Annotated in this window: 22 protein-coding genes and 1 tRNA gene; 13 read left to right on the forward strand and 10 right to left on the reverse strand. The window is 70.5% G+C overall.

Annotated elements, in window-relative coordinates; translation table 11 throughout:
• Positions 1–59 precede the first annotated feature (59 nt).
• Positions 60–1,055, forward strand: a complete 996-nt coding sequence (locus tag ACWCXB_RS04020; RefSeq protein WP_450718725.1) for a zinc-binding dehydrogenase — start codon at positions 60–62, stop codon at positions 1,053–1,055.
• 306 nt (positions 1,056–1,361) lie between these two features.
• Here the strand turns inward: ACWCXB_RS04020 and ACWCXB_RS04025 are convergent, their stop codons facing one another.
• A complete protein-coding gene (locus ACWCXB_RS04025) occupies positions 1,362–1,577 on the reverse strand; it encodes a hypothetical protein (RefSeq protein WP_450718727.1) in 216 nt (71 codons plus the stop codon).
• A 48-nt stretch (positions 1,578–1,625) separates the two neighbouring features.
• The gene (locus tag ACWCXB_RS04030) at positions 1,626–2,162 is read right to left on the reverse strand and encodes an N-acetyltransferase family protein (RefSeq protein ID WP_450718729.1); all 537 of its coding nucleotides are present in this window, start codon (positions 2,160–2,162) and stop codon (positions 1,626–1,628) included.
• 179 nt (positions 2,163–2,341) lie between these two features.
• Between ACWCXB_RS04030 and ACWCXB_RS04035 the strand changes: the two genes are divergently transcribed.
• The 6 genes from ACWCXB_RS04035 to ACWCXB_RS04060 all read left to right on the forward strand — a co-directional run bounded on the left by ACWCXB_RS04035 (position 2,342) and on the right by ACWCXB_RS04060 (position 9,309).
• Positions 2,342–3,736: an NAD(P)/FAD-dependent oxidoreductase gene (locus ACWCXB_RS04035; RefSeq protein WP_450718731.1), complete on the forward strand. Its 1,395-nt coding sequence runs from the start codon at positions 2,342–2,344 to the stop codon at positions 3,734–3,736.
• Positions 3,737–4,236: 500 nt separating this feature from the next.
• Positions 4,237–4,668 carry a peptidase inhibitor family I36 protein gene (locus tag ACWCXB_RS04040; protein ID WP_450718733.1) on the forward strand — a complete coding sequence of 144 codons (432 nt, stop codon included), beginning with the start codon at positions 4,237–4,239 and terminating at the stop codon, positions 4,666–4,668.
• Between the two features lie 150 nt (positions 4,669–4,818).
• Positions 4,819–5,670 (forward strand): hypothetical protein, encoded by an 852-nt coding sequence (locus tag ACWCXB_RS04045; RefSeq protein ID WP_450718735.1) that lies wholly within the window; start codon positions 4,819–4,821, stop codon positions 5,668–5,670.
• A gap of 56 nt (positions 5,671–5,726) precedes the next feature.
• Positions 5,727–7,277, forward strand: a complete 1,551-nt coding sequence (locus ACWCXB_RS04050) for a peptidoglycan-binding protein (RefSeq protein WP_450718737.1) — start codon at positions 5,727–5,729, stop codon at positions 7,275–7,277.
• Positions 7,274–8,020 (forward strand): ABC transporter ATP-binding protein, encoded by a 747-nt coding sequence (locus ACWCXB_RS04055; protein WP_450718739.1) that lies wholly within the window; start codon positions 7,274–7,276, stop codon positions 8,018–8,020. The genes ACWCXB_RS04050 and ACWCXB_RS04055 overlap by 4 nt, the downstream gene beginning before the upstream one ends.
• A 107-nt stretch (positions 8,021–8,127) precedes the next feature.
• A complete protein-coding gene (locus tag ACWCXB_RS04060) occupies positions 8,128–9,309 on the forward strand; it encodes an ABC transporter permease (RefSeq protein WP_450718959.1) in 1,182 nt (393 codons plus the stop codon).
• Between the two features lie 191 nt (positions 9,310–9,500).
• Here the strand turns inward: ACWCXB_RS04060 and ACWCXB_RS04065 are convergent.
• Positions 9,501–9,577: transfer RNA gene (locus ACWCXB_RS04065), tRNA-Thr, on the reverse strand.
• Positions 9,578–9,931: 354 nt separating this feature from the next.
• Between ACWCXB_RS04065 and ACWCXB_RS04070 the strand changes: the two genes are divergently transcribed.
• The 3 genes from ACWCXB_RS04070 (at position 9,932) to ACWCXB_RS04080 (ending at position 12,579) form a co-directional block, all read left to right on the forward strand.
• Positions 9,932–11,068 carry an ABC transporter ATP-binding protein gene (locus tag ACWCXB_RS04070; protein WP_450718741.1) on the forward strand — a complete coding sequence of 379 codons (1,137 nt, stop codon included), beginning with the start codon at positions 9,932–9,934 and terminating at the stop codon, positions 11,066–11,068.
• A 196-nt stretch (positions 11,069–11,264) separates the two neighbouring features.
• Positions 11,265–11,687, forward strand: coding sequence for a hypothetical protein (locus ACWCXB_RS04075; protein ID WP_450718743.1), 423 nt, complete (start codon positions 11,265–11,267; stop codon positions 11,685–11,687).
• Between the two features lie 175 nt (positions 11,688–11,862).
• On the forward strand, positions 11,863–12,579 hold the full coding sequence (locus ACWCXB_RS04080) for a nucleotidyltransferase family protein (protein ID WP_450718745.1): 717 nt from the start codon (positions 11,863–11,865) through the stop codon (positions 12,577–12,579).
• A gap of 64 nt (positions 12,580–12,643) precedes the next feature.
• Here the strand turns inward: ACWCXB_RS04080 and ACWCXB_RS04085 are convergent, their stop codons facing one another.
• A complete protein-coding gene (locus ACWCXB_RS04085; protein WP_450718747.1) occupies positions 12,644–14,281 on the reverse strand; it encodes a DoxX family membrane protein in 1,638 nt (545 codons plus the stop codon).
• 172 nt (positions 14,282–14,453) lie between these two features.
• On the opposite strand from ACWCXB_RS04085, the gene ACWCXB_RS04090 reads away from it, so the two are divergent.
• Together ACWCXB_RS04090 and ACWCXB_RS04095 are read left to right on the forward strand one after the other, a co-directional pair.
• Positions 14,454–15,995 (forward strand): hypothetical protein, encoded by a 1,542-nt coding sequence (locus tag ACWCXB_RS04090; protein WP_450718749.1) that lies wholly within the window; start codon positions 14,454–14,456, stop codon positions 15,993–15,995.
• A gap of 36 nt (positions 15,996–16,031) precedes the next feature.
• On the forward strand, positions 16,032–16,649 hold the full coding sequence (locus ACWCXB_RS04095; RefSeq protein WP_450718751.1) for an NUDIX hydrolase: 618 nt from the start codon (positions 16,032–16,034) through the stop codon (positions 16,647–16,649).
• Positions 16,650–16,714: 65 nt separating this feature from the next.
• Here ACWCXB_RS04095 and rlmB read toward each other — a convergent pair whose 3' ends face one another.
• From rlmB to ACWCXB_RS04125, 6 genes are all read right to left on the reverse strand, one after another.
• Complete coding sequence (gene rlmB, locus ACWCXB_RS04100; RefSeq protein ID WP_450718753.1) at positions 16,715–17,665, reverse strand: 23S rRNA (guanosine(2251)-2'-O)-methyltransferase RlmB; 951 nt, start codon at positions 17,663–17,665, stop codon at positions 16,715–16,717.
• 104 nt (positions 17,666–17,769) lie between these two features.
• A complete protein-coding gene (gene cysS / locus ACWCXB_RS04105; RefSeq protein ID WP_450718756.1) occupies positions 17,770–19,170 on the reverse strand; it encodes a cysteine--tRNA ligase in 1,401 nt (466 codons plus the stop codon).
• An 87-nt stretch (positions 19,171–19,257) separates the two neighbouring features.
• The gene (locus ACWCXB_RS04110) at positions 19,258–19,665 is read right to left on the reverse strand and encodes a PPOX class F420-dependent oxidoreductase (RefSeq protein WP_450718758.1); all 408 of its coding nucleotides are present in this window, start codon (positions 19,663–19,665) and stop codon (positions 19,258–19,260) included.
• Positions 19,666–19,773: 108 nt separating this feature from the next.
• The gene (ispF, locus tag ACWCXB_RS04115; protein WP_450718760.1) at positions 19,774–20,310 is read right to left on the reverse strand and encodes a 2-C-methyl-D-erythritol 2,4-cyclodiphosphate synthase; all 537 of its coding nucleotides are present in this window, start codon (positions 20,308–20,310) and stop codon (positions 19,774–19,776) included.
• Positions 20,300–21,046, reverse strand: a complete 747-nt coding sequence (gene ispD / locus ACWCXB_RS04120; RefSeq protein WP_450718762.1) for a 2-C-methyl-D-erythritol 4-phosphate cytidylyltransferase — start codon at positions 21,044–21,046, stop codon at positions 20,300–20,302. Before ispD ends, ispF begins: the two co-directional genes overlap by 11 nt.
• Before the next feature lie 395 nt (positions 21,047–21,441).
• Positions 21,442–21,924 carry a CarD family transcriptional regulator gene (locus tag ACWCXB_RS04125; protein WP_017945956.1) on the reverse strand — a complete coding sequence of 161 codons (483 nt, stop codon included), beginning with the start codon at positions 21,922–21,924 and terminating at the stop codon, positions 21,442–21,444.
• Positions 21,925–22,531: 607 nt separating this feature from the next.
• Here ACWCXB_RS04125 and ACWCXB_RS04130 point away from each other — a divergent pair.
• The gene (locus ACWCXB_RS04130) at positions 22,532–23,254 is read left to right on the forward strand and encodes a DUF461 domain-containing protein (protein ID WP_450718764.1); all 723 of its coding nucleotides are present in this window, start codon (positions 22,532–22,534) and stop codon (positions 23,252–23,254) included.
• Positions 23,255–23,386: the final 132 nt, after the last annotated feature.

The following is a 23,386-nucleotide window of genomic DNA, read 5'->3' on the forward strand; positions in this document are numbered from 1 at the left end:
TTGCTCGAGGTTGAAGAGTGGGCTCACCAACGGCAGCACACAGCACAGGGGAGCCCACCATGCACGCCGTCCGCCTCCACGCCTTCGGCCCCGCCGAGAACCTCACGTACGAGACCGTCGACGACCCCGAGCCCGGCCCCGGCCAGGTCCGCATCGCCGTCGCCGCCGCCGGTGTGCACCTCCTCGATGCCGCCCTGCGCGAGGGCGACACGGGCCCGTACCCCGCCCCCCTCGACCTGCCCACCATCCCCGGCCGCGAAGTCGCCGGCACCGTCGACCGCATCGGCGAAGGCACCGACGAGAACTGGCTCGGCAAGCGCGTCGTCGCCCACCTCGGCATGGCGCCCGGAGGCTACGCCGAGCTCGCCGTCACCGATCCCGGCAGGCTCCACGAGATCCCGGCCGGCGTCGACGAGGCCGAGGCCGTCGCCATGATCGGCACCGGCCGCACGGCGCTGGGCATCCTCCAGTTCGCCGACCTCGGGCCCGACGCCGTCGCGATCGTCCCCGCGGCGGCCGGCGGCATCGGCACCCTTCTCGTCCAGTACGCCAAGAACGCGGGCGCCACCGTCATCGGCCTCGCCGGCGGCCCCGAAAAGGTCGCCCGCGTCACCGGGAACGGCGCCGACCTCGCCGTCGACTACACGCTCCCCGACTGGCCCGAGCGCGTCCGCGCCCACCTCGGCGAACGCCGCGCCACCGTCGTCTTCGACTCCGTCGGCGGAGACACCGGCCGCGCCGCCGTCGACCTGCTCGGCAAGGGCGGACGGCACATCGTCTTCGGCTGGTCCAGTCAAGGCATCCGCGAAGGCTCCCCGCTCACCTTCACCGACGAGGAGCTCGCCGCTCGCGGCATCACCTCCGAGAGCGTCCTCGGCCCGGCCATGCTCGACAAGGCCGGCGGCCTGCGCGCGCTGGAGACCCGCTCCCTCGCCGAAGCCGCCGCCGGCCGCCTGCGCCCCGCCGTCCAGCGCTTCCCGCTCGCCGAGGCCGCGGCGGCCCACCGCGCCCTGGAGACGCGCGGCACGATCGGCAAGGTCGTCCTCATCCCCTAGGTCCTGTCCGGCCGATCTTGCCGGGCTCGCGTGCCCTGGCACCGCACCTCGCTGCGTTGTCGTCGGTCACCGACGCTCCGCGTCGATTTCTCCCCCTGCCTTCGGCGGGGGGACCCCCACCTCCGCCTTGCGATGTACGGCACCAGACCCCGCTCACTGATCCGGCCTGATCGACCGGACAGGGCCTAGCAGCCCCGGCGCCCAGGCGTTCCCGGCTCTCCCGGCATCCGCGGCGTTCCCGGTGCCCCGACGTCCAGCGCCCGGCAGCCCTTGCCGCCCCGGCGTCGTCCAGGTGCTGCCCGGACGCTAAGCGCTGCTCGGACCACCCCTGTACAGCTCGTCCCGGTACACGTCACCCAAATCGCCGAGCGCCTCATCCGCGTCCAGCTCGTCGCCGGACGCCGCCGCCTCCCGCGACTCGGCACCCCGGTCGGAGGACTCCCGCTCCTCCTTCCGGGCGTGCCGCTTCTCCTCCTCCAGCCGCCTGCGGATGCTCTCGGGCTTGTCTCCGAGCTGGTCCATGACCATCTCCCTCGTCAGCGCCCCCGGCCCCCGCTTCCGCGGCCAGGGTCACACAGCCCCGCCCGCCCCGCACCCGGAGACGGCTCCGCCCAGCGCGGCCCCGCCCGTCGCAGTCCCGCCGCCCAGCGCCGCCAGCGCCCCGTCGGTCAGCCGGTACACCGTCCACTCGTCCTGCGGCCGCGCGCCCAGCGCCTCGTAGAAGGCGATCGAGGGAGTGTTCCAGTCCAGGACGGACCATTCGAGGCGCTCGTAACCGCGCTCCACACAGATCCGCGCCAGCTCCGTCAGCAGCGCCTTGCCGTACCCGCCGCCGCGCAGCTCCGGCCGTACGTACAGATCCTCCAGATAGATCCCGTGCACCCCGCGCCACGTCGAGAAGTTCAGGAACCACAGCGCGAACCCGGCGACCTCACCGTCCTCCGTCTCCGCGATGTGCGCGAAGGCCGCCGGCCGCTCCCCGAACAGCGCCTCACGCAGCTGTTCCTCGGTGGCGTTCGCCTCATGCAGGGCCTTCTCGTACTCGGCGAGCTCGCGGATCATCGCGTGGATCACGGGGACATCGGCAGGTGTGGCAGTACGAATCATGGATGCACCCTGCACGCAGAACGGCTCAGCGCGCCAGCAGTTTCCGGGCGACGGCCACATGCTCCTCGTCGAGCCCGTCCCGGTCGCGACCAGCTCGTCCGGGATCTCGACCATCCCCGGATCGTACGATCCGGCCCCGCCCTGGACAGCTCGACAACCGCCGGTGTACGAACACCCCCATGACCAGCACGATCAACGGCGGCATCTCCTACTGGTACGCGGACGACGGCATCCCGGCCCCCCGAGAGCCCCTGCCCGGTGACGCGTCCGCCGACGTATGCATCGTCGGCGGCGGATACACCGGACTGTGGACGGCGTACTACCTCAAGAAAGCCGTCCCCTTCCTCAACATCACGGTCCTCGAAGCCAGGTTCTGCGGATACGGCGCCTCCGGACGCAACGGCGGCTGGCTCTACAACGGCATCGCCGGCCGCGACCGCTACGCCCAACTGCACGGCCACGACGCCGCCGTACGCCTCCAGCAGGCCATGAACGACACCGTCGCCGAGGTCATCCGCGTCGCCGCCGAAGAACACATCGACGCCGACATCCACCAGGGCGGCGTCCTCGAAGTCGCCTACACCCCGGCCCAGCTCACCCGGCTCAAGAACTTCCACACCGTCGAAATCGCCTTCGGCGAGAAGGACCGAGAACTCTACGGCGCCCGCGACACCGCCAACCGCATCCGCGTCGCCGGAGCCGTCGGCTCCACCTGGACCCCGCACGGCGCCCGCCTCCACCCCGTCAAGCTGGTCAAGGGCCTCGCGGCGGCCGTCGAGGCACTCGGCGTGACGATCCACGAGTCGACGCCCGTCACCGAGATCAAGCCCAAGCACGCGGTCACGCCGTACGGCACGGTCCGCGCCCCCTACATCCTCCGCTGCACGGAGGGATTCACCGCATCCCTCGCACACCAGCGCCGCACCTGGCTCCCCATGAACTCCTCCATGATCGTCACCGAGCCGCTCCCCGCGGACGTATGGGACACGATCGGCTGGGAGGGCCGCGAAACCCTCGGCGACATGGCCCACGCCTACATGTACGCCCAGCGCACCGCCGACAACCGCATCGCCATCGGCGGCCGCGGCGTCCCCTACCGCTACGGCTCCCGCACCGACAACGACGGAAGCACCCAGCCCGCCACCATCGACGCCCTCCGCGCCGTCCTCACCCGCTTCTTCCCCCAGCTCGCAGGAGTCGGCGTCGAACACGCCTGGTCCGGCGTCCTCGGCGTCCCCCGCGACTGGTGCGCCACCGTCACCCTCGACCGCTCCACCGGCCTCGGCTGGGCCGGCGGCTACGTCGGCTCCGGCGTCGCCACCACCAACCTCGCCGCCCGCACCCTGCGCGACCTCATCCAGCAGGACTCCGGCCAGTCCGGCCCCACCGACCTCACGACCCTCCCCTGGGTCAACCACAAGGTCCGCAAGTGGGAACCCGAGCCCTTCCGCTGGCTCGGCGTCCACACCCTCTACGCCGCCTACCGGGCCGCCGACCGCCGCGAACTCGCGGCCCACAGCGCCGAAACGGACCGCATCGCCACCCTCGCGGACAAGATCTCGGGCCGCCACTGAACCGATCGACATGCTCGGGGCCCGGCCCCTCCATGCGCGCCGGCGCACCCTGCGGCCGGGGATCGCGGCCATGCGCCGGCGCCTGGCGATGCCGTACTGACGGCTGTGCGAATGCCAAGCCGGACGAGGCAAAGGCGGAACGACACCTTCCGCCAACCCGGCCCCACCGTTTCGGCCAGCCATACGGCTCGATGCTGCCGCAAACAGCGCTGGACGCACCCGCCTCCAGCCGCCTCCGCCGCACTCGTCGTCACCGGGCCAGCGCGGCCGCGCCACGCGGATAACTCCAGCTCACACGGCGTCGAAGTCGCACAGAAGATCCCTTGCCCAAAGATCGTTCGCGGCCCTAGTATCCGGCGCAGCTCGTCGGCAGGCGAGCCAAGGGGCGGCCACCAACAGGCGGATTCCAGCCAGTGCGCGCTTTCTTGACGTTCCATCAAATCCCCCCACATGCATCGGGCTGTCATCTCGACAGACGATTTCGACGAAAGGTGTGGGATATGAACACGGCAGTCTCGCGCGCTCTGCGCACAGCGGCCATCGGTGCGGCCGCCGCAGCGATGGTCTTCTCCGGTACGGGTCCGGCGAACGCGGCCCAGTTCGACTCGATATGCCAGGCCAAGGAAGTCTGCATCTACAAGGATACGAACCTTGGCGGCCCCTGGATCGACCACCAGTACGCCGATCCCAACTACGCCAACAACACGTGGACGGTGTCTCTCCCCGAGGAGAGCACCAATGACCGGGCTTCTTCGCTCGACAGTTGGGACACCAACTGGAAGGTGCGCTTCTTCACCAACTCCTACTACGGCGGAAACTGGTACACGCTCGGCGTCTACGGGCGCGCTTACACGGTCCCCCACAACGACCAGTACAGCTCCCACTGCTGGAACGACGGCGGTGTTCAGGGCTATGCCCAGTGTGACTTCTGAGAGCTGATCCATCCCCACCCGTTCCCGTCCTGGCCCCCGGTCAGGACGGGAACGGGTTCCCACTCGTCAGCGAAACCCTGAACGGAAGTCATCATCGTGGCCGACGCAGAACGCCGTAGTTCCCGATTCCCGTTGCCCGTACCTGTGGGCATGTTCGCTTCGGCCGCGGTCCTCCTGACCGGATGCACCTCAGCGGCCCTGGGCGGAGACGGGAGCCAGGGTGCTGCCGGTGAGCCGATAGCGATCGGCAAGGTGAGCGTCGTCTCCAGCGCCGAGCAACTGACGTTCCCCCTGGACGCCTATCAGCTGAGCCGGCAGGAGTCCCGGAAGATCGAGGAGGCACTCGACGTCCTCGTGGCCGACTGCATGACGAAGCAGGGCTTCACCTGGGCCCCTCCTCAGCGCCCTCCGATGCGCGACGGCACTCGCAATGCCCGGCGGTACGGCCTTCTCGACCCCGAGGAAGGCAGCCTGACCGGCTATCACGGGGCTGCCTCCACCGGAACGGGCGCCAAGGGGAACGAGACCGGGCAGGACGACTCCCAGGCCGCACAGCAGGCCGCGGGCGCATGTGTCGTCGCCGAGAAGGCGAAGCTCAACGGCCAGCAGAAGGCGGACAAGGCCGCGACCGGACCCGACGAATTCATCGAACAGCTCGTCATGGAGGACGCGGCCAGGGCCGAGAAGGATCCGCAGGTCCGCGCGGTCTTCGCCAAGTGGAGCGACTGCATGGACGAAGCCGGCTACTCCTACGCGGGCCCCTGGGATGCGAACAACGATCCCGAGTGGGGAAAGTCCGCAACGGCCACGGACCGTGAGCGAGCGGTCGCCACGGCGGATGCCAAGTGCAAGATCAAGACCAATCTCGCCGGAGTGTGGCTGGCGGTCGAAACGGCCTACCAGCAGCGCACCCTGGAGGCGAACGCGGAGGGTCTCGAAGCGGCGAAGAAGACCAACGAAACGCGGCTTCGCAATGCCGCGGACGCCCTCGGCCGCAGCTGACGCGAATGCCGAACCCGCCGGCAGTCCGAGGGACCGCATTCGACGAGGAGTACATCGTGCCCCCTGAACTCACGGTCTCCGGGCCGGCCGACGAGGCCGGAGCGGTCCGGAGCAGTTTGTCGCGGCGACGAAGGTGGGTGGCCGCGATGACCGTGGGCGCGGCCCTTGCGGCGGTGGCGGGCGTGGCCGCCTCAATGGTGATCAAGTCACCGGCGCAGGCCGCCGCCGAGGCCGGGCCACCGCCCGCGGATGTGCTGACAGCCGTGGTGGAGAACCGTGTGCTGCAGGAGACCGTGATCCTTCGCGGCACGGTGACGGCCGGCCAGACCGTTGCGATCACCCCCACGGTCAGTGGCGGCGAGGGAGCCGGTACACCTGTGGTGACCAAGCTCGCCGTCGGCTCCAGGGACGTGGTCTCCGCGGGCAACGTCCTGCTGGAGGTGTCGGGACGGCCCGTGTTCGTACTGGAAGGCGGGCTGCCGGTGTACCGGGACCTCAAGCCGGGGGCAGAGGGCGACGACGTCGCCCAGCTGCAGCAGGCGCTCCGGAAGCTGGGGCACGGCACGGGATCCGACCCGGCGGGAAGCTTCGGCACCGGCACGAAGACGGCGCTCAACGCCTTCTACGCATCGATCGGTTACGACCCCCTGCCGGCCCAGGCCGACGGCGGTGCCGCGGTCAAGGCGGCGCAGGAGTCCGTGACGGGAGCCCGAAGGGCACTGGAGGACGCCCGCGATGCGCTGCGGGAAGGCGCCGCGCACGACCAGGGGCCGGCCGCCGCCGGGGCAACCACCGCCGGGTCATCCACAGCCGGGGCAACCACCGCCGGGTCATCCACCGCCGGGTCGGACGGTGAAGGGACGGACGGTGAAGGGACAAAGGCCGGGACCACGGGCAGTGATCTCCGCAAGGCTGTTGACCGGGCGGAGGAGGACCTGGCCGAGGCCCAGGAATCCCTCGCTGCGGCACAGGCCGCCGACGGCCCGATGCTGCCGGCCGGAGAAGTCGTGTTCCTGAAGGGCTTTCCGGCGCGTGTGGACAGTGTCTCGGGCGGCGTCGGCTCACCCGTGTCAGGTCCCGTCATGACGGTCTCCGCCGGTGCCCTCGTGGTGGAAGGCCTGCTCCAGCAGCATCAGAAGGGCATGGTACGAGCCGGCCAGAAGGTGCAGATCCTCTCGGAGCTCAGTGGCGTCACCGCCACGGCAAAGGTGCAGTCGGTCGCCGAGAGCATGGACACCGGCCGCGACCGGGCCCGCAGCCAGGACGCCGGCGATGAGGGCAGCGCCACCGGCCGGCCGGGTTACGCCCTCGTGGTCCGGCCGGACCAACCCTTGGACGCGAAACTCGCAGGCCAGGACGTCCGCTTGACGATCGAGGCGGCATCGACGGACGGCAAGGCACTCGTCGTGCCCATCACCGCGATTTCGGCGGGAGCCGATGGCAAGAGCACCGTCACCGTGGTCACCGCGGGCGGCGGGACCCGGCGGGTGGAGGTGCGGCCAGGGACCACAGGGGACGGCTACGTGGAAATCGTCCCGGTGGGTTCCGGCGCGCTGAGCGAGGGTGACACCGTCGTGACGGGCGTCGATCTGCGGACCGCGCGGTGACCGCGCCGCTGGCCACCGGGTCGACCGGCGTTCAGGACGCAGCCGCCCCGCCGGTGATCGAGCTGAGGCAGGTGGGCCTGGTGTACCCGGGGCCACCGCCGGTGGAGGCCCTGAGACCGTGTGATCTCCTCATCCGTCGCGGTGAGTTCGTCACCGTGGTGGGCCCTTCCGGATCCGGCAAGTCCACGTTCCTGAACATCGTGGGACTGCTGGACGTACCGACGACCGGAACGTATCTGCTCGACGACGTCGACACCGGGACCCTGGGCGACGCCGACCGCACGAGCCTTCGGGGCCGCCGGATCGGCTTCGTCTTCCAGTCCTTCCATCTCCTGCCGCACCGCAGCTCCCTCGAGAACGTCAGCCTCGCCATGGTCTACAACGGCGTGCCCCGGTCCGAACGCCGGGAGCGCGCCCACGAGGCACTGGTCCGTGTCGGCCTGGAGCACCGCATGGACGCCGTGCCCACGACCCTGTCGGGTGGCGAGCGCCAACGCGTCGCGATTGCACGGGCCCTGGTGGCCAGGCCCTCGCTGCTGCTGTGCGACGAACCGACCGGAAACCTGGATACACAGAACGCCGACACGATCCTGGCGCTCCTCGACGAATTGCACGCCGACGGGATGACCGTGGTGGTGATCACCCATGATCCGCAGACCGCGGCGCGCGGCGCGCGAACCGTGGCGATCCGGGACGGGGTGCTCCATGAAGACGGCGTGCTCCATGAACAGGTGGTCACGTGAAGACTCGCGGACTCGTCAAGGTGCGGGGACTCGCGAGAGTCCTTCGCCGGACCCGCCGGACCCGCCGGGAGCGCCCCGTCGAGCCGTCGCGCTTCGCCTGGCCCGACATGCTGTCGGAATCCCTCGCCGGAATGCTCCAGCGGCCGGCCCGATCGGCACTGACGGCTCTGGGCACGGTCCTGGGTGTGGGCACGTTCGTCGCCATCCTCGGCCTGACCGCCACCACGTCCTCCCAGATCGACGCCCGGTTCAACGTCCTGTCGGCGACGGAGGTGACCGTCGGGGACGTCGCACGGGAGCGCAACGAGTTCGCCGGCCCGGCCTTCCCGGAAGACGCTGATGAACGCATCGAGAAGCTCAACGGGGTCGAGCACGCCGGGGTGTACTGGACGGTCCAACTCGACGGTGACATCACGGTGCGCTCGTCCCCCGTCGGCCGCGGCGCCGAAGGCTCGAGGATCGACGTGGTCGCCGCGTCCCCGGGAGTTCTGCAGGCGGCCGTGCCCCGGCTGTCCCAGGGCCGGATCTATGACGACTACCTGTCCGACACCGCCCAGCCCGTAGCCGTCATCAGCTCCGCCACCGCCGCCCGCCTCGGCATCACGACCCTGGAAACCCGACCGGCGATCTTCATCGGCGACGAGCCGTTCACCGTCACCGGCATAGTCGACGACGTCCAACGCAAGGCAGACCTGCTGCTCTCCGTCGTCGTCCCGCGCACCACCGCGGAACGTCTCTGGGGGCCGCCCACGGACTCCAACGCGTCCATGCTGATCTCCACGGAGATCGGCGCGGCCCAGCAGATCGCCAGGCTGGCACCGACCGCCCTCCGTCCGGACCACCCCGAGTACCTCCAGGCGGTCCCTCCGCCCGAGCCGAAGACCCTGCGCTCCCGTGTCACCTCGGACCTCGATCAGCTCTTCCTCCTGCTGGCCGGAATCTGCCTGATCATCGGTGCGGTGGGTATCGCCAACACCACACTGGTGGCCGTCCTGGAACGCACCTCCGAGATCGGGCTGCGCCGGGCGCTGGGCGCCCGCAGCCGGCACATCAGCGTCCAGTTCCTCGCCGAATCGGGCGCCCTCGGCGGGCTCGGGGGCCTGATCGGCACCTCCCTCGGCGTCATCACCGTGGTCGCGGTCGCCGTCGCCCGCGAATGGACGCCCGTCATCCACCCGGGCACGGTCGCCGCGGCCCCCGCCATCGGCCTGGCGACCGGCCTGGTCGCCGGGCTCTACCCCGCCTGGCGGGCCAGCCGGATCCAGCCCGCCGAAGCCCTCCGCCGCTGATCGGCCTGCGCCTCCCGCTGCGCCTGCGCCCGCCCGGCAAGGGTCCACCCACCCTGCGGCTGGTACCGGGCGGGATCCGGCATCACCACGGGCTGCCCGCCATCCGACGCACCCCTCCCCTGGGAGCACCCCGCCATACCCCCGCAAAACGCAAGTGTCCCGGATCAGAGTGATCCGGGACACAGTTTTGGTGGAGCCCCCTGTCGGATTCGAACCGACGACCTACGCATTACAAGTGCGTTGCTCTGGCCAGCTGAGCTAAGGAGGCATCGCGCACTTCAAAGCCGCACGCGAAAGCCCCCTCACTTTACACAGCCGCACTCTGCACCGACCACGAGATTCGTGACCTTCCGCCCACCTGTTCGTTGCGAGCACTGACGCGCTGTTCCGATGACCGGCTTGGTTGGGGGTTTCCCGCCTTGCTGTCGGCCGGGGGCGGTGAAGCAGGAAGCTTCTCAGGATCCATTCCTCGAGGCGCAGGTCAAAAGAGGGGTGCTCTGCCTTACTGACAGATGCCGAATCGCCAGGTACCGTCACCCGAAGTTCACTCTGGTGGACTAGACCCATCCTTCCTTTACTCGGATCGTCCGGCACGTTCCTGCCGGTGAAGGGACCCATCACCATGGCCACTGTCACGTTCGACAAGGCGACCCGGATCTACCCGGGCTCCACGAAGCCCGCCGTCGACGGGCTCGACATCCAGATCGAGGACGGCGAGTTCCTCGTACTCGTCGGCCCCTCCGGCTGCGGAAAGTCCACCTCCCTGCGCATGCTCGCGGGCCTCGAGGACGTCAACGGCGGATCCATCCGCATCGGTGACCGCGATGTCACCCACCTGCCGCCGAAGGACCGGGACATCGCCATGGTGTTCCAGAACTACGCGCTGTACCCGCACATGACCGTCGCCGACAACATGGGCTTCGCGCTCAAGATCGCCGGCGTCAACAAGGCCACCATCCGGCAGAAGGTCGAGGAGGCGGCGAAGATCCTCGACCTGACCGAGTATCTGGACCGCAAGCCGAAGGCGCTCTCCGGTGGTCAGCGGCAGCGTGTGGCGATGGGTCGGGCCATCGTGCGTGAGCCGCAGGTGTTCCTCATGGACGAGCCGCTGTCGAACCTCGACGCGAAGCTCCGTGTCTCGACGCGTACGCAGATCGCGTCGCTGCAGCGCCGTCTCGGCATCACCACGGTGTACGTCACGCACGACCAGGTCGAGGCCATGACGATGGGCGACCGGGTCGCCGTGCTGAAGGACGGTCTGCTGCAGCAGATCGACTCGCCGCGGAACATGTACGACCGTCCGGCGAACCTCTTCGTCGCGGGCTTCATCGGCTCCCCCGCCATGAACCTGGTGGAGGTCCCGATCACCGACGGTGGTGTGAGGTTCGGCAACAGCGTCGTCCCGGTGTCGCGCGAGGCGCTGGCCGCCGCCGCGAGCAGGGGCGACCGGACCGTGACGGTCGGCGTCCGGCCCGAGCACTTCGACGTCGTCGAGCTGAACGGCGCGGCCGCCCAGTCGCTGTCGAAGGGCAGCGCGGACGCGCCTGCCGGTCTGGCCGTGACCGTGAACGTCGTCGAGGAGCTCGGCGCGGACGGTTACGTGTACGGCACTGCCGGGGTCGGCGGCGAGCAGAAGGACCTGGTGGTCCGGGTGAACGGCCGTTCCGTGCCGGAGAAGGGTGCCGAGCTGCACGTCGTGCCGCGGCCGGGCGAGACGCACGTCTTCTCGACCTCCACCGGCGAGCGCCTCAGCGACTGACGTCGTCGGGCTCGTGGACAACGAACGGCCCTCTCGCTCCGGCGAGAGGGCCGTTTTCGCGTGTCGACAAATACCCCGGCATATTGGCCATTTCGAATCTGTGCGTCAACGCCTGATTCGAAAAGCCCTCTCGAACCATCCCTCGCAAGGGTGACTAAATGTCGCCAAATCACTACCGGGCGCTACGCTCGCCTGCGTGACCCACACAGCCCGCCGTATCGGCCGCACTCTCGCCCTCGTCCTGCCCGTCGTCCTGGTGCTCTCCGGAACTCTCGCGGTCACCAGCGTCCCGTGGGCAGGGCGCAACTCCGAGGCCCGGATGCTCACCGCGTCGTCGGAGAATGTATCGGTTCGCGCCAAGTCCAGTGCGCCGCACGAGGTTCTCCGCGACAGGCTTCTCGCCGAGCTGCAGGAGAAGGACCCGGGCACCGCCCTCACCCACCTCCAGCGTGAGGTCGAGGAGCGCCCGTCGCTCGCCAGGCACTGCATGTCGATCGCCAAGTCCCTGGGGCGCGCCGCCGTGGCGTACTACGGCCCCACGCGCGCGCAGTCCTACTCGCGGCCCGTCTGCGACACCTCGTTCGCCGCCGGCGTGTACCAGCAGGCGCAGGGCAGCTGAGGCCGTTCCGCACCGCGTTCCCCGGAGCGTTCCCGAGCACGTTCCGCACCGCGCTCCCCGCGGCGCCGCCGATCTTCCCCGCCGCGCTCGACCGCCGCGCTCGACCGCTGCGTTCCCCAGGCCCGTTCCCCACGGGCCTCGCTGCCCGTGCCGCGGCACCGCTTATCGTGCCCGTATGCATACGTATCCGACGCAGGCGGTGGTCCTGGCCGGCGGCCAGGGTTCGCGGCTGCGCCCGTACACCGACGATCGCCCCAAGCCGATGGTCGAGATCCCCGGGACGGGGACCCCGATCATCGGCCATCAGCTTGCCTGGCTGGCCGACGAGGGCGTGACCGACGTCGTGGTCTCCTGCGGGCATCTCGCCGATGTCCTGCAGGAGTGGCTGGACAGCGCCGTGCTGCCGCTGCGCGTCACGACCGTGGTCGAGGAGGAGCCGCTGGGGCGGGGCGGCGGCCTCAAGTACGCCGCCAAGAGCCTCCCGCACCCGGATGAGCCCTGGTACGCGACCAACGGTGACATCTGGACGCGTTTCTCGCTGCGCGAGATGGCCGAGTTCCACGCGGAGCGGGATGCCACCGCGACGCTCGCCCTTGCCCGTCCCCGTATTCCGTGGGGGGCTGTGGAGACCGACGAGTTCGGGCACGTGCTCGACTTCATCGAGTCCCCACCGTCGCCGTATCTCATCAACGCGGGCGTGTACGTCTTCTCGGCGGCCTTCGCCGACCTGCTGCCGGACCGCGGTGACCACGAGCGCACGACGTTTCCCCGACTGGCCCGTGAGCGCTCGCTGGCGGGGTTCCCGCTGCCGCAGGGGGCGTACTGGCGGGCCATCGACACGGCGAAGGACCTGACGGAGGCGGCGAGGGAACTCTCGGCGCACTCCCACTGAGCAGCCGGAAGGGCGGTCACCGCGTCGGTACGACGCCGTGACCGCCCTTCCCGTTTGTGTGGGGTCAGCCCAGGAGGCCGCCGATCGGGTTGCGGTTGCCACCGCTGCTGCCGCCGGAGCCGCCGTCGCCGGTTCCGCCGCCCGTGCTGCCGCCTCCCGTCGTGCTGCCGCCCGAGGCTCCGCCGCCGGTGGACGAGGGGCCGGAGCCGCTGGACGGCGGCTGGACCGGCTGCGACTGGGTCGGGGACTGTCCGCCGCCCGCGCCCTGCGACTGGCTGGGGCTGCTCGCCTCGCCGACGCGGCCGGACTCGCGGACCGTCTCGGACGGTTCGGCCTTCTCCGCAGCGGGGCTGTTCGCCTCGCTCTTGGACGGCTCGGGCCGCTGCTCCGCCTGGCGGGAGGGGCTGCGCTCGCCCGATTCCTGCGGGAGGGGGGAGCCGGGGAGGTGGTTGGTGGGGTCGACGTTCGGTCCCGGCACGGTGACGAGCTCGGTGGAGCGTACGGCTCCGCCGAGGATCGAGCCGATCAGCAGGGTCAGGCCGACGACCACCGCGGCGAGCATCCCGCCGCGCCGCAGCACCCGGCGCCGCAGCTCCCACAGTTCCGAGCGGGGGCCGAGCTTGCGCCAGGCCTCGCCCGCGAGGCGGCCGTCGACCGAGTAGACCGGGGCGCCCGCGATGATCAGCGGGGACCAGGCGGCGAGGTAGACGATGTCCGGCGCGTCGTACACCGCGACGGTCCGCCAGCTCACGGTCATGATCAGCGCGGCGGAGAGCATCGCGCCGACGACGGCCGCAACCCGCTGCCAGAGGCCGAGGACGGTGAGTACGCCGACGACGACCTGCAGGAAGGCGACGGTGAGGCCGGAGCCGACGGGGTGCGAGAGCGCGAAGTCGCGCAGGGGCTCGGCGAGCACCCAGGGGTCCAGCGAGTTGAGCCACTTGACCATGGAGCCGCGTTCGCCGCCGTCGAAGTAGACGGGGTCGCAGAGCTTGCCCATGCCGGCGTAGATGGAGATGAAGCCGAGGAAGACGCGGAGCGGGAGCAGCACGACGCCGAGGTTCATACGGCGCCCGGGGTAGTAGGCGTGCCGTACGCCCGCGTCGGCGGCGTGGCGGCGCTCGCCGGCGCCGGTCCCGTGGCCGAAGACGGGCTCGCGCCCGAAGTCCGGCTCTTCCTCGGCCTCTTGACCGTACGGCTCGTATGCGTCGTAGGTGTCGTACGCGCCCTCCGCCTGCCGCATGGGCGGCAGCAGTGGGCCGGGGCCGCCCTGTCGTCCGATGACCGGCGTGGGCACGGTGTCGGGGTCGGAAGGGCCGGACCGGCCGGAAGGTCCGGGGGCCAGGTCGACGCGGGGCAGGACCTGGGTGGCGCCGCCGTCGTACTTCGGGACGGTACCGACGGTGTTGGTGGTCCGCACGGCCTGCAGCAGACCGGTTGCGCCGGGGTCACCCGGGGCGGACCGCCCGCTCCACACGACGGGCGCGCGACGGCGCGCCGCCGCACCGGCGCCCGCGGCGACGGGGATCCTGGCGGAGTCCGCCATGCCTCGCACGGGGTGCGCGGTCTGGCTGGGGCCGAGCTTCACTCGGAAGCTGGCGTGGTTCACGATGACCTGCGCGGGATCGCAGTTCACCTTGACCATGCTCAGGAAGCTCTGCTCGTCGAACCCGGGCCGGGGCGTTCTGGTGTCCACACTCATCTAACCGAGTGACCTGTGTTTAGGACACTGCCTTGACGGCGCCGAAATGTCCGAGGCCCGTCAAGATCCGCCAAGCCTTCCGAGTCGGTGAACCGACGACCGGTAACGCCACATCAATCGCCTCTAGAATCACGGAAGTTGACCGAGGCTGACCGAGGGGGAAGGCGGATTCATGTCCGACGGCAGGGGCAACGGCGGCGGTATCGGCACCGGCACCGGCGAGAGCGGCGTCCGAAGCGCAGGTCAGCTCGTCTTCGGGGACCTCACCGACTATCCCGTGATGGCGCAGGCGCTCGACAACCAGTGGCTTCCCGCCGGTCTCGCCGCCGCGCGCCAGAGTGCGGACGCCCCGTCCCGGCCGAGCGCCGAGACCGTGGCGGCCGCCTCGGCCGAGCTGCGCCGCGCGCTGGTGAACAGCGGCACGCTGGTCGTGAACCGCGCGTACTTCCTCAACAATGAGGCGCTCAGCGCCCATTACCGCGCCTCGGCGGAGCCGGCCGAGCGGGAGGCGTTCGTCCGGCTGCTGAACGAGCGTGCGCTCGTGCCGTATCTGCTGACCGAGCGCGATCCGGCGGGCGAGTACACATGGGGATACGACAGGGCCGTGCACCGCGACTGGCAGCGGCTGCTCGCGGACGAGGCGGATCCGGCGTTCGTACGGTTCGACTGGGACGACGAGGCGAACCGCGAGCGGGCGGACGCGGTGGGGAACTTCTTCTCGCGCGAGCTCTCGGGGCTGCGGCGGCTGCGGGCGCCGCAGCTCGCGAAGAACCTCGGGATACCGGTCGAGCAGGCCCGGGCGATGCGGGAGGGCATCCTCAAGGACATCTACGTCTGGGCGGGCGAGCAGGACGTCGACCGGAACATCACCCGGAGCGATGTCTACCGCGAGTTCCTGACCAGGCCGGGGACGGAGCCGTACGAGAACATCCTGCGGGACGGCGACCACGTCGTCCCCGCCAAGCAGCTGATCGACCTCCTCTACAACCTGGGAATCCCCAAGGCGAGCAGGCTGATCGCGCTGACCCCGCCCGACTCGCCGCCGCGCTCCACGCTGGAGGAGCTGCGGTTGGAGGACCGGGCGCGGGACGACGATCCGGAGGCGATCGGGCTGCTGCTGCGGGATCTGTTCGCGGATTCCCTGCACCGGGCGGTGGACGGGCCGAATTCGTACGGCTCGCTGTCTCTTGCGGACATCACTCGGCTGCGCCGGGAGGAGGAGTGGCGGGGCTATGTGAACGCGCTGGACGCGTTCGTGCGCGGCGGCTTCCGGGACGGGCGGCTGCCGTCGGCGGAGGAGTTCGGCTCGGCGACGTCCGACATCGCGCGGCGGCATGCGCGGATGCTCCGTACGGCGCGGAAGGTGAGCAGGTCGCAGCAGGGTTTCCAGCGGGAGATCGTGGCGGCGGTGGTGCTCGAGGCGGCGGGGATCAGTCTCCAGATCACCGGTGGTGAGGAGGTCTCGCTGCTCGGCGGCTCGATCCAGCTGGCGACGGCCGCGGCGGGGGCGGTGGCGATCCGACTGGAGTTCCGGGAGCGGGGCGGAAAGGGCGGACGGTCCGGACTCAGCCATTCCGTGACATTGCCGACGCTCAGGTTGGGCAATCTGAAGAAGGACTGGGGAACGATTCTGCGGGTGTACGGGGGCCGGGTCGCCGAAACCGGCGCCGAGCCCCGCGGGAGGCAGGCCGACCAGCAGTCGCCCGACGCTTGATCATCAGTCAGCCGGCGCTCAGGAGGTCGTTTCGGGATGGAGCTCTACGAACGATTGCGCGCCGAGCGCCCCGAGCTGTTCCTGAACGTGCCGGGTGGCATCGAGATCCTCTCCGACCCGGAGGCGGTCGCGGCGGCCGGCGGTGTGCTGTACGCGGATCCGTACGTGATGCTCCTGCGCGATCCGGTGCGCTTCCCGGACGGCCGTACGGGTACGTACATCCGCTCGGTCAGCCCGAACACGGAGCCGGGCTGTGTGGTGCTGCCGCTCCTGGACGGCGGCGTCGTGCTCGTCGAGCACTACCGCCACGCGACCCGCTCCTGGCAGTGGGAGGTGCCGCGCGGCTTCGGCACGCGCGGTCTCGGCGCGGAGGCCAACGCGGCGAAGGAACTGAGCGAGGAGATCGGGGCGAACGTCCTCGAACTGACCGCCCTCGGCGCGGTCCACCCGGACACCGGCATGGTCGCCGACCACGTGCTGCTCTTCGCGGCCCGTATCGACGGCATCGGCAGCCTCGCCACGGGCGAGGGCATCCGCAGCTCGCGCACGGTCCCGCCGGCGGAAGCCGACGCGATGATCGCCGACGGCCGCGTGACCGACGCCTTCACCATCGCCGTACTGACCCGCGCCAGGCTGGCGGGGTTGACGTCCTGAGCCTTCCGCCCTCCTGAGCGCCGGGGGTCCCGGGCCGTCGGCCCGGGACCCCCCGTGCTGCGGGATCAGCCCCTGCGGCGCGCCGCCTCGTACAGGACCACGCCCGCCGCGACGCCCGCGTTCAGGGACTCGGCGCCTCCGGGCATCGGGATGCGGACGCGGAAGTCGCAGGTTTCGCCGACCAGACGGGACAGGCCCTTGCCCTCGCTGCCGACGACGATGACGACGGGGCCGTCGAGGGCGTCGAGCTCACCGACCTCGACCTCGCCGTCGGCGGCGAGGCCGACGACGGTGATGCCGGCCTTCTGGTAGGCCTCCAGGGCGCGGGTGAGGTTGGTGGCGCGGGCCACCGGGGTGCGGGCCGCGGTGCCGGCGGAGGTCTTCCAGGCGCCGGCGGTCATGCCGGCGGCGCGGCGCTCGGGGACGACCACGCCGTGGCCGCCGAAGGCCGCGACGGAGCGGACGACCGCGCCGAGGTTGCGGGGGTCGGTGACGCCGTCGAGGGCGACGATCAGGGGGTCCTCGCCGTCGTCGAAGGCGGCGGCCGCGAGGTCCTCCGGGTGCGCGTACTCGTACGGCGGGACCTGGAGGACGAGCCCCTGGTGGTTGAGCCCGTTCGTCATCCGGTCCAGCTCGGGGCGCGGCGCCTCCATGATGTTGATGTTGCCGCGGCCGGTGGCGAGCTGGATCGCCTCGCGCACCCGCTCGTCGTTGTCGATGAACTGCTGGATGTACAGCGTCGTCGCGGGCACGCCGTCGCGCAGCGCCTCGAAGACGGGGTTGCGGCCGACGACCATCTCGGACGAGCCCTTGCCGCCGCGCCGGGCGACGGGGCGCCGCGCGGCCTTCTTGGCCTTGGCATTGGCGAGACGGTTCTTCACGTGGCCCTTGCGGGCGGAGGCAGGCGGCGTGGGGCCCTTCCCCTCGAGGCCGCGGCGTCGCTTGCCACCGCTGCCGACCGTCGCGCCCTTCTTGTTGGACGTACGGCGGTTCCTGCGCTGGCTGTTCCCGGCCATGACCTTCCTGTTCCTCTGCTTCTGCGATCCCGGTGCGTGCGGATCGCGTGTGTCGTTAAGACAAAGTGTGCCGCCCGGGCGGCCGGGCGGCACATCGCTGCCGGTCAGCGCGGTCCGAGCGTCCAGCGGGGGCCGTCGGGGCTGTCCTCGATGGCGAGGCCGGACTGGTTGAGCTGGTCGCGGATCGCGTCCGCGGTCGCCCAGTCCTTGCGGGCCCGCGCCGCCTCGCGCTGCTGCAGCACGAGCCGTACGAGCGTGTCGACGACGCCGTGGAGGTCCTCGCCGCGGTCCGCCTCGCCCGCCCAGTGGGGGTCGAGCGGGTCCAGGCCGAGGACGCCGAGCATGGCCCGCACCTCGGCGAGGCGCGCGACGGCGGCTTCCTTGTCGTCGGCGGCCAGTGCGCTGTTGCCCTGCCGGACCGTGGTGTGGACGATCGCGAGGGCCTGCGGGACGCCCAGGTCGTCGTCCATGGCCTCGGCGAAGGCCGGTGGCACGTCGGCGGCGGGGGCCACCGCCTCTCCTGCCTTTTCGGTGACCCGCTGCACGAAGCCCTCGATGCGCGCGAACGCCGACTCGGCCTCGCGCAGGGCGTCCTCGCTGTACTCGATCATCGAGCGGTAGTGCGGGGTGCCCAGGTAGTAGCGGAGGACGATGGGCCGCCACTGCTTGACCATCTCACTGACGAGGACCGAGTTGCCGAGCGACTTCGCCATCTTCTCGCCGGCGATCGTCACCCAGGCGTTGTGCACCCAGTACGACGCGAAGTCGTCGCCGAAGGCCTTGGCCTGCGCGATCTCGTTCTCGTGGTGCGGGAAGATCAGGTCGATGCCGCCGCCGTGGATGTCGAAGGCGGAGCCCAGGTACTTGTGCGCCATGGCCGAGCACTCCAGGTGCCAGCCCGGACGCCCCCGTCCCCAGGGGGTTTCCCACGACGGCTCACCCGGCTTGGCCGCCTTCCACATGGCGAAGTCGCGCGGGTCGCGCTTGCCGGTCTCGCCCTCGCCGGAGGGCTGGAGCAGGTTGTCCAGCTCCTGGTTGGACAGCTCCAGGTAGCCGGGGAAGGAGCGCACGTCGAAGTAGACGTTGCCGTCGGCCTCGTAGGCGTGGCCGCGCTCGATGAGGCCGCGCATCATCTCGACCATCTCGGTGATGTGGCCGGTGGCGCGCGGCTCGTACGACGGGGGCAGGCAGCCCAGCGCGTCGTAGCCCGCGTTGAACGCGCGCTCGTTCTCGTAGCCGATCTCCCACCAGGGGCGGTTCTGGACGGCCGACTTGGCGATGATCTTGTCGTCGATGTCCGTCACGTTGCGCACGAACGTGACGTCGTAGCCGCGGTACTCGAACCAGCGGCGCATGATGTCGAAGTTGAGTCCGGACCTGATGTGCCCGATGTGCGGGGCGGACTGCACGGTCGCGCCACACAGGTAGATCGAGACACAGCCCGGCGTGAGCGGGACGAAGTCACGGATCTGCCGGGCGCTGGTGTCGTACAGCCGAATAGTCACCACTCAAGAGTAGTGGCCCTGCGGCAGTGCCCCGCGCCCCTTGGGGGCGCGGGGACTGGATTGTGACCACGGGCGGCCGGGGAGCGGTCAGGCGAGCGCGCCGACGACCTTCCGCGGGGTGACCCGGACGACCACGCGCGGGTCGTCCTTGTCGGACTCCGGGTTGAACTCCGCGTACCTCTTGCCGGTGTACTTCACGGACAGCGCGTCGATCAGCTCCTGGCCGCCCTCGGTGGTCAGGGTGGCGGTGCCGCGGATCTCGCCGTACGTGTACGGCTCGTCGAAGGGCTGGACGAGCACGGTCACCCGGGGGTCGCGCCGGATGTTCTGCTCCTTGCGCCGCCCGACGGTGGTCGAGATCAGCAGGTCGTCGCCGTCACGCTTCACCCAGACGGGAGACACCTGGGGGCTTCCGTCGGGCTGGATGGTGGCGAGGTTGACGAACACGGGCGTGTCGAGCAGTTCCTTGAGCTTGTCGCTGAGGGGGGCGGTCACGGTTGCGGTCCTCCTGAACTCGTTCACTCGGTGCGCAGGAATTCGTTGACTCCACAACCGCATCTACCCCACCCAGGGGGCCGCACGGGTCAGGACGCGCGACTGTACCTATCTGGGGGACAACCCCCGGACCCCCGGCCGGAAAACCAGCGCCGTCGCGATCGCTGCCAGCCCTTCGGCCCTGCCGGTGAGCCCGAGACCGTCCGTCGTCGTGCCGGACACGGACACGGGCGCGCCGGCCGCCGCGCTGAGTGCCTTCCGGGCCTCGTCGCGCCGCTTGCCGATCTTCGGCCGTACGCCGATGACCTGCACGGCGATGTTGCCGATCTCGAAGCCCTCGGCGCGGACGATCCTGGCGGCCTCGGCGAGGAGGGTGACTCCGGAGGCGCCGGACCACTCGGGGCGGCCGGTGCCGAAGTGGGCGCCGAGGTCGCCGACGTCGGCGGCGGAGAAGAGGGCGTCGCAGGCGGCGTGGGCGGCGACGTCACCGTCGGAGTGGCCGGCGAGTCCGTACTCCTCGTCGGGCCAGAGCAGGCCCGCGCACCACAGCTCACGGCCCCGTTCGAAGGCGTGGACGTCGGTGCCGATGCCGACGAGGGGGATGCCACCCGGCGGTAGCCGGAAATCAGATGCTTCAGAAGCCATCGTTGGCCCTCCTGCGGGCGAGTACGGCCTCGGCGAGGACGAGGTCCAGCGGGCGGGTCACCTTGAACGCCTCCTCATGGCCGGGTACGACCACGACGGGCGCGCCGAGCTGCTCGACCATCCCGGCGTCGTCGGTGGCGCCGTCGCCGTTCACGGCGACCGTCTCGTGGGCGCGTACGAGCGTGTCGCGGTCGAAGCCCTGCGGGGTCTGCACGGCGCGCAGCCGGGCCCGCTCGGGGGTGGCGACGACCAGCTCGGGTTCGCCCTTCTCGCGCGGCTCGACCTGCTTGACGGTGTCGGCGAGCGGCAGGGCGGGGACGACGGCGGGTGCTCCGTTGCGTACGGCCTCGACGACGGCGTCGACGGTGTCGACGGGGACCAGCGGGCGGGCCGCGTCGTGGACGAGGACGGTGCCGACCGTCTCGGGGAGCGCTTCGAGGCCGAGGCGCACGGACTCCTGGCGGGTGTCGCCGCCGGGGACGACCAGGTAGTCGGTGCGCTCGGGCAGGGCGTGCTCGTCGAGCAGGTTCTTGACCTCGGGGGCGCCGTCGGGCGGGGCGACCACGACGACGAGCGAGACGGCCCGGGAGGCCGCCATGGCTCGTACCGCGTGGATCAGCATGGGGGTGCCGTTGAGCGCGCGGAGCGCCTTGGGGGCGCCCGGGCCGAGCCGTACGCCCCGGCCTGCCGCGGGGATCACCACGGCGGTGCGGCCGGTGCGCGTCTGTTCTGACATCGGTTCCACTCCGGAGGTCGGTGACGGCCCCGCTTTGGCATGGCCAGGACCGAATTGCCCTTGGCCAGGTTTGTGTCCTCGGCTCATTTGGGTATGGCCACAGCGTGCCGGGCGCGACGCCTTGACCGGACTCTTTCCGTGACACCTGGTTGAGCGAGCTGCGCCAGCTGCCCGGGCCCGGCACGCCAAGAGGTCGGGGAAGCTCGGGGACGGGGGACGTCGGGATGGTCGGGGACGCCGGGAGTCGACCCGACGCCGGGATGTGATCGTGGGGATGTGATCGTGCGGACATGCCGCAGTGCCCGGCGACACAACCCTTTAGCTGGTCAGCGGGCACCGCGGCATTCAGTTCTGCACCGTGGACGCATGGCGCGTGAAGGCGCCGACGCCTGGCGTCAGGACGCGAGGACCTCGTCGAGCAGAGCCTCGGCCTTGTCCTCGTTCGTGTTCTCCGCGAGGGCCAGTTCACTCACCAGAATCTGGCGTGCCTTGGCCAGCATGCGCTTCTCACCTGCGGAGAGACCGCGCTCACGCTCGCGGCGCCACAGGTCACGCACCACTTCGGCGACCTTGATGACATCGCCGGAGGCGAGCTTCTCGAGATTTGCCTTGTAGCGACGGGACCAGTTCGTGGGCTCCTCCGCGTACGGCGCGCGCAGCACGTCGAAGACCCGGTCCAGCCCGTCCTGACCGACCACATCTCGCACGCCAACGAGATCCGCATTGTCCGCCGGCACACGAACCGTCAAGTCGCCCTGAGCGACCTTGAGCACCAAGTAGGTCTTGTCCACGCCTTTGATCTGGCGAGTTTCGATGGCCTCGATCAGCGCGGCCCCGTGATGGGGATAGACCACGGTGTCGCCAACCTTGAACGTCATGTGACAGGTACCCCTTCCGTGGCTATCCAGGGTAACACGAGAACGGCTTCTTCTGAATGGCGTTTTCGCAGGTCAGGGCATATCTCGGGGCTTGACAACAGCAACCCGGACGTGCTGCGGACGGCTTCCGGAAGGGGGTATTCGCAGGTCGGAGCGGCTGCACGGGCGCACAGAAACGCGCACGTTACACGCACCACAACCCGCACCCATGCGGACGAACGTCCCGATTTGCCTGGTTCACAGCAGTCTACTTCCCGTACTCCGTTCGAGGCGCGGTCACCCGCTCGGAGGGGTCGGCGAGAAGGAATCCGGAATTGATCACCAAGGGATCCGGCGCGGATTTCCGTAAGGAATGTGTGATGGCCTGCGGAATTGATCACCCGGGTTATGTGAACAGCTGACCAAATCCCATCGGCCGGGCGCGCCCCGATCCGGCCGGGGTGTCGTCGGGAGTGTCGTCGGGGCGTCGGCCGGTGAGGTCGGGCCGTGTCGGGGGCGGGTCGGGTGCGGGGCTCCGACCCGGGCTCGGTAACCTGAGCCCGCTGTAAGACCCGCAAGGCCATGTACCACCTCAGCCCGTCCGTACGTCCAAGGAGTTGCCGCCGCCGTGAGCCGCAGCCTTCGACGCGGCGCCATCGCCGCCAGTGCCCTCGTGATCTCGATCGCCTCGCTCTCCGCCTGCTCCGCAGGCATGGACGCGCAGACGCTCGGCGTGAAGCCGGACAACGCCGCCACCTCGGTCGGCGACATCAAGATCCAGAACGCGACGGTGATCTCGCAGCCCGTAGCGGGCGCGGAGGGCCCGGCGGTCGTCTCGGCGACGCTGTTCAACAACGGCCAGGAGCCGCAGACGCTCGACGCCATCACGCTGCCCGGCACCAACGCGACGGTGAAGCTGAGCGCGGCCACCGGCGGCGGCCCGGTCACCATTCCGTCCCTGGGCTCGGTCGTCATCGGCGGCAAGGGCAACGCGTCGGCCGTCATCGAGAACGGCCGCGAGGCCGGGAAGAGCGGCAATGTGCAGGAGGTCGTCTTCCGCTTCAGCGAGACGGGCGACGTGAAGATCCAGGCCTTCGTGGTGCCGGCGGACACCTACTTCAAGGACTTCGGTCCGTCCGTCGTGCCGCAGCCCCCGTCGGCCACGCCCACGGCGAGCCCGACCGGCAGCGCGACCGCACCTGCGGAGGGCCAGCACGGCGGCGAGGGCGAGGCCGCGGGTGAGCACGAGGGCTCGGGCGAGGGTGACGCCGCGGACTCGGGCGAGGGTGAGGCCGAGGGTCAGGCGACGCCGTCGGACTCCGCCTCGGCGTCCCACGAGGCCGGTCACTGACGTAAGGCGCACGCACGTACGCCTTCGTACACGTACGCCCATACGGCGGCGCCCCACCGGATCCTTCCGGTGGGAGCGGCGTCTCGATGCGGCCCCAGTACTGGTACCACCGCTCGCACCGGTGGGCGATCC

Source organism: Streptomyces sp. NPDC001514 (genome assembly GCF_053597075.1).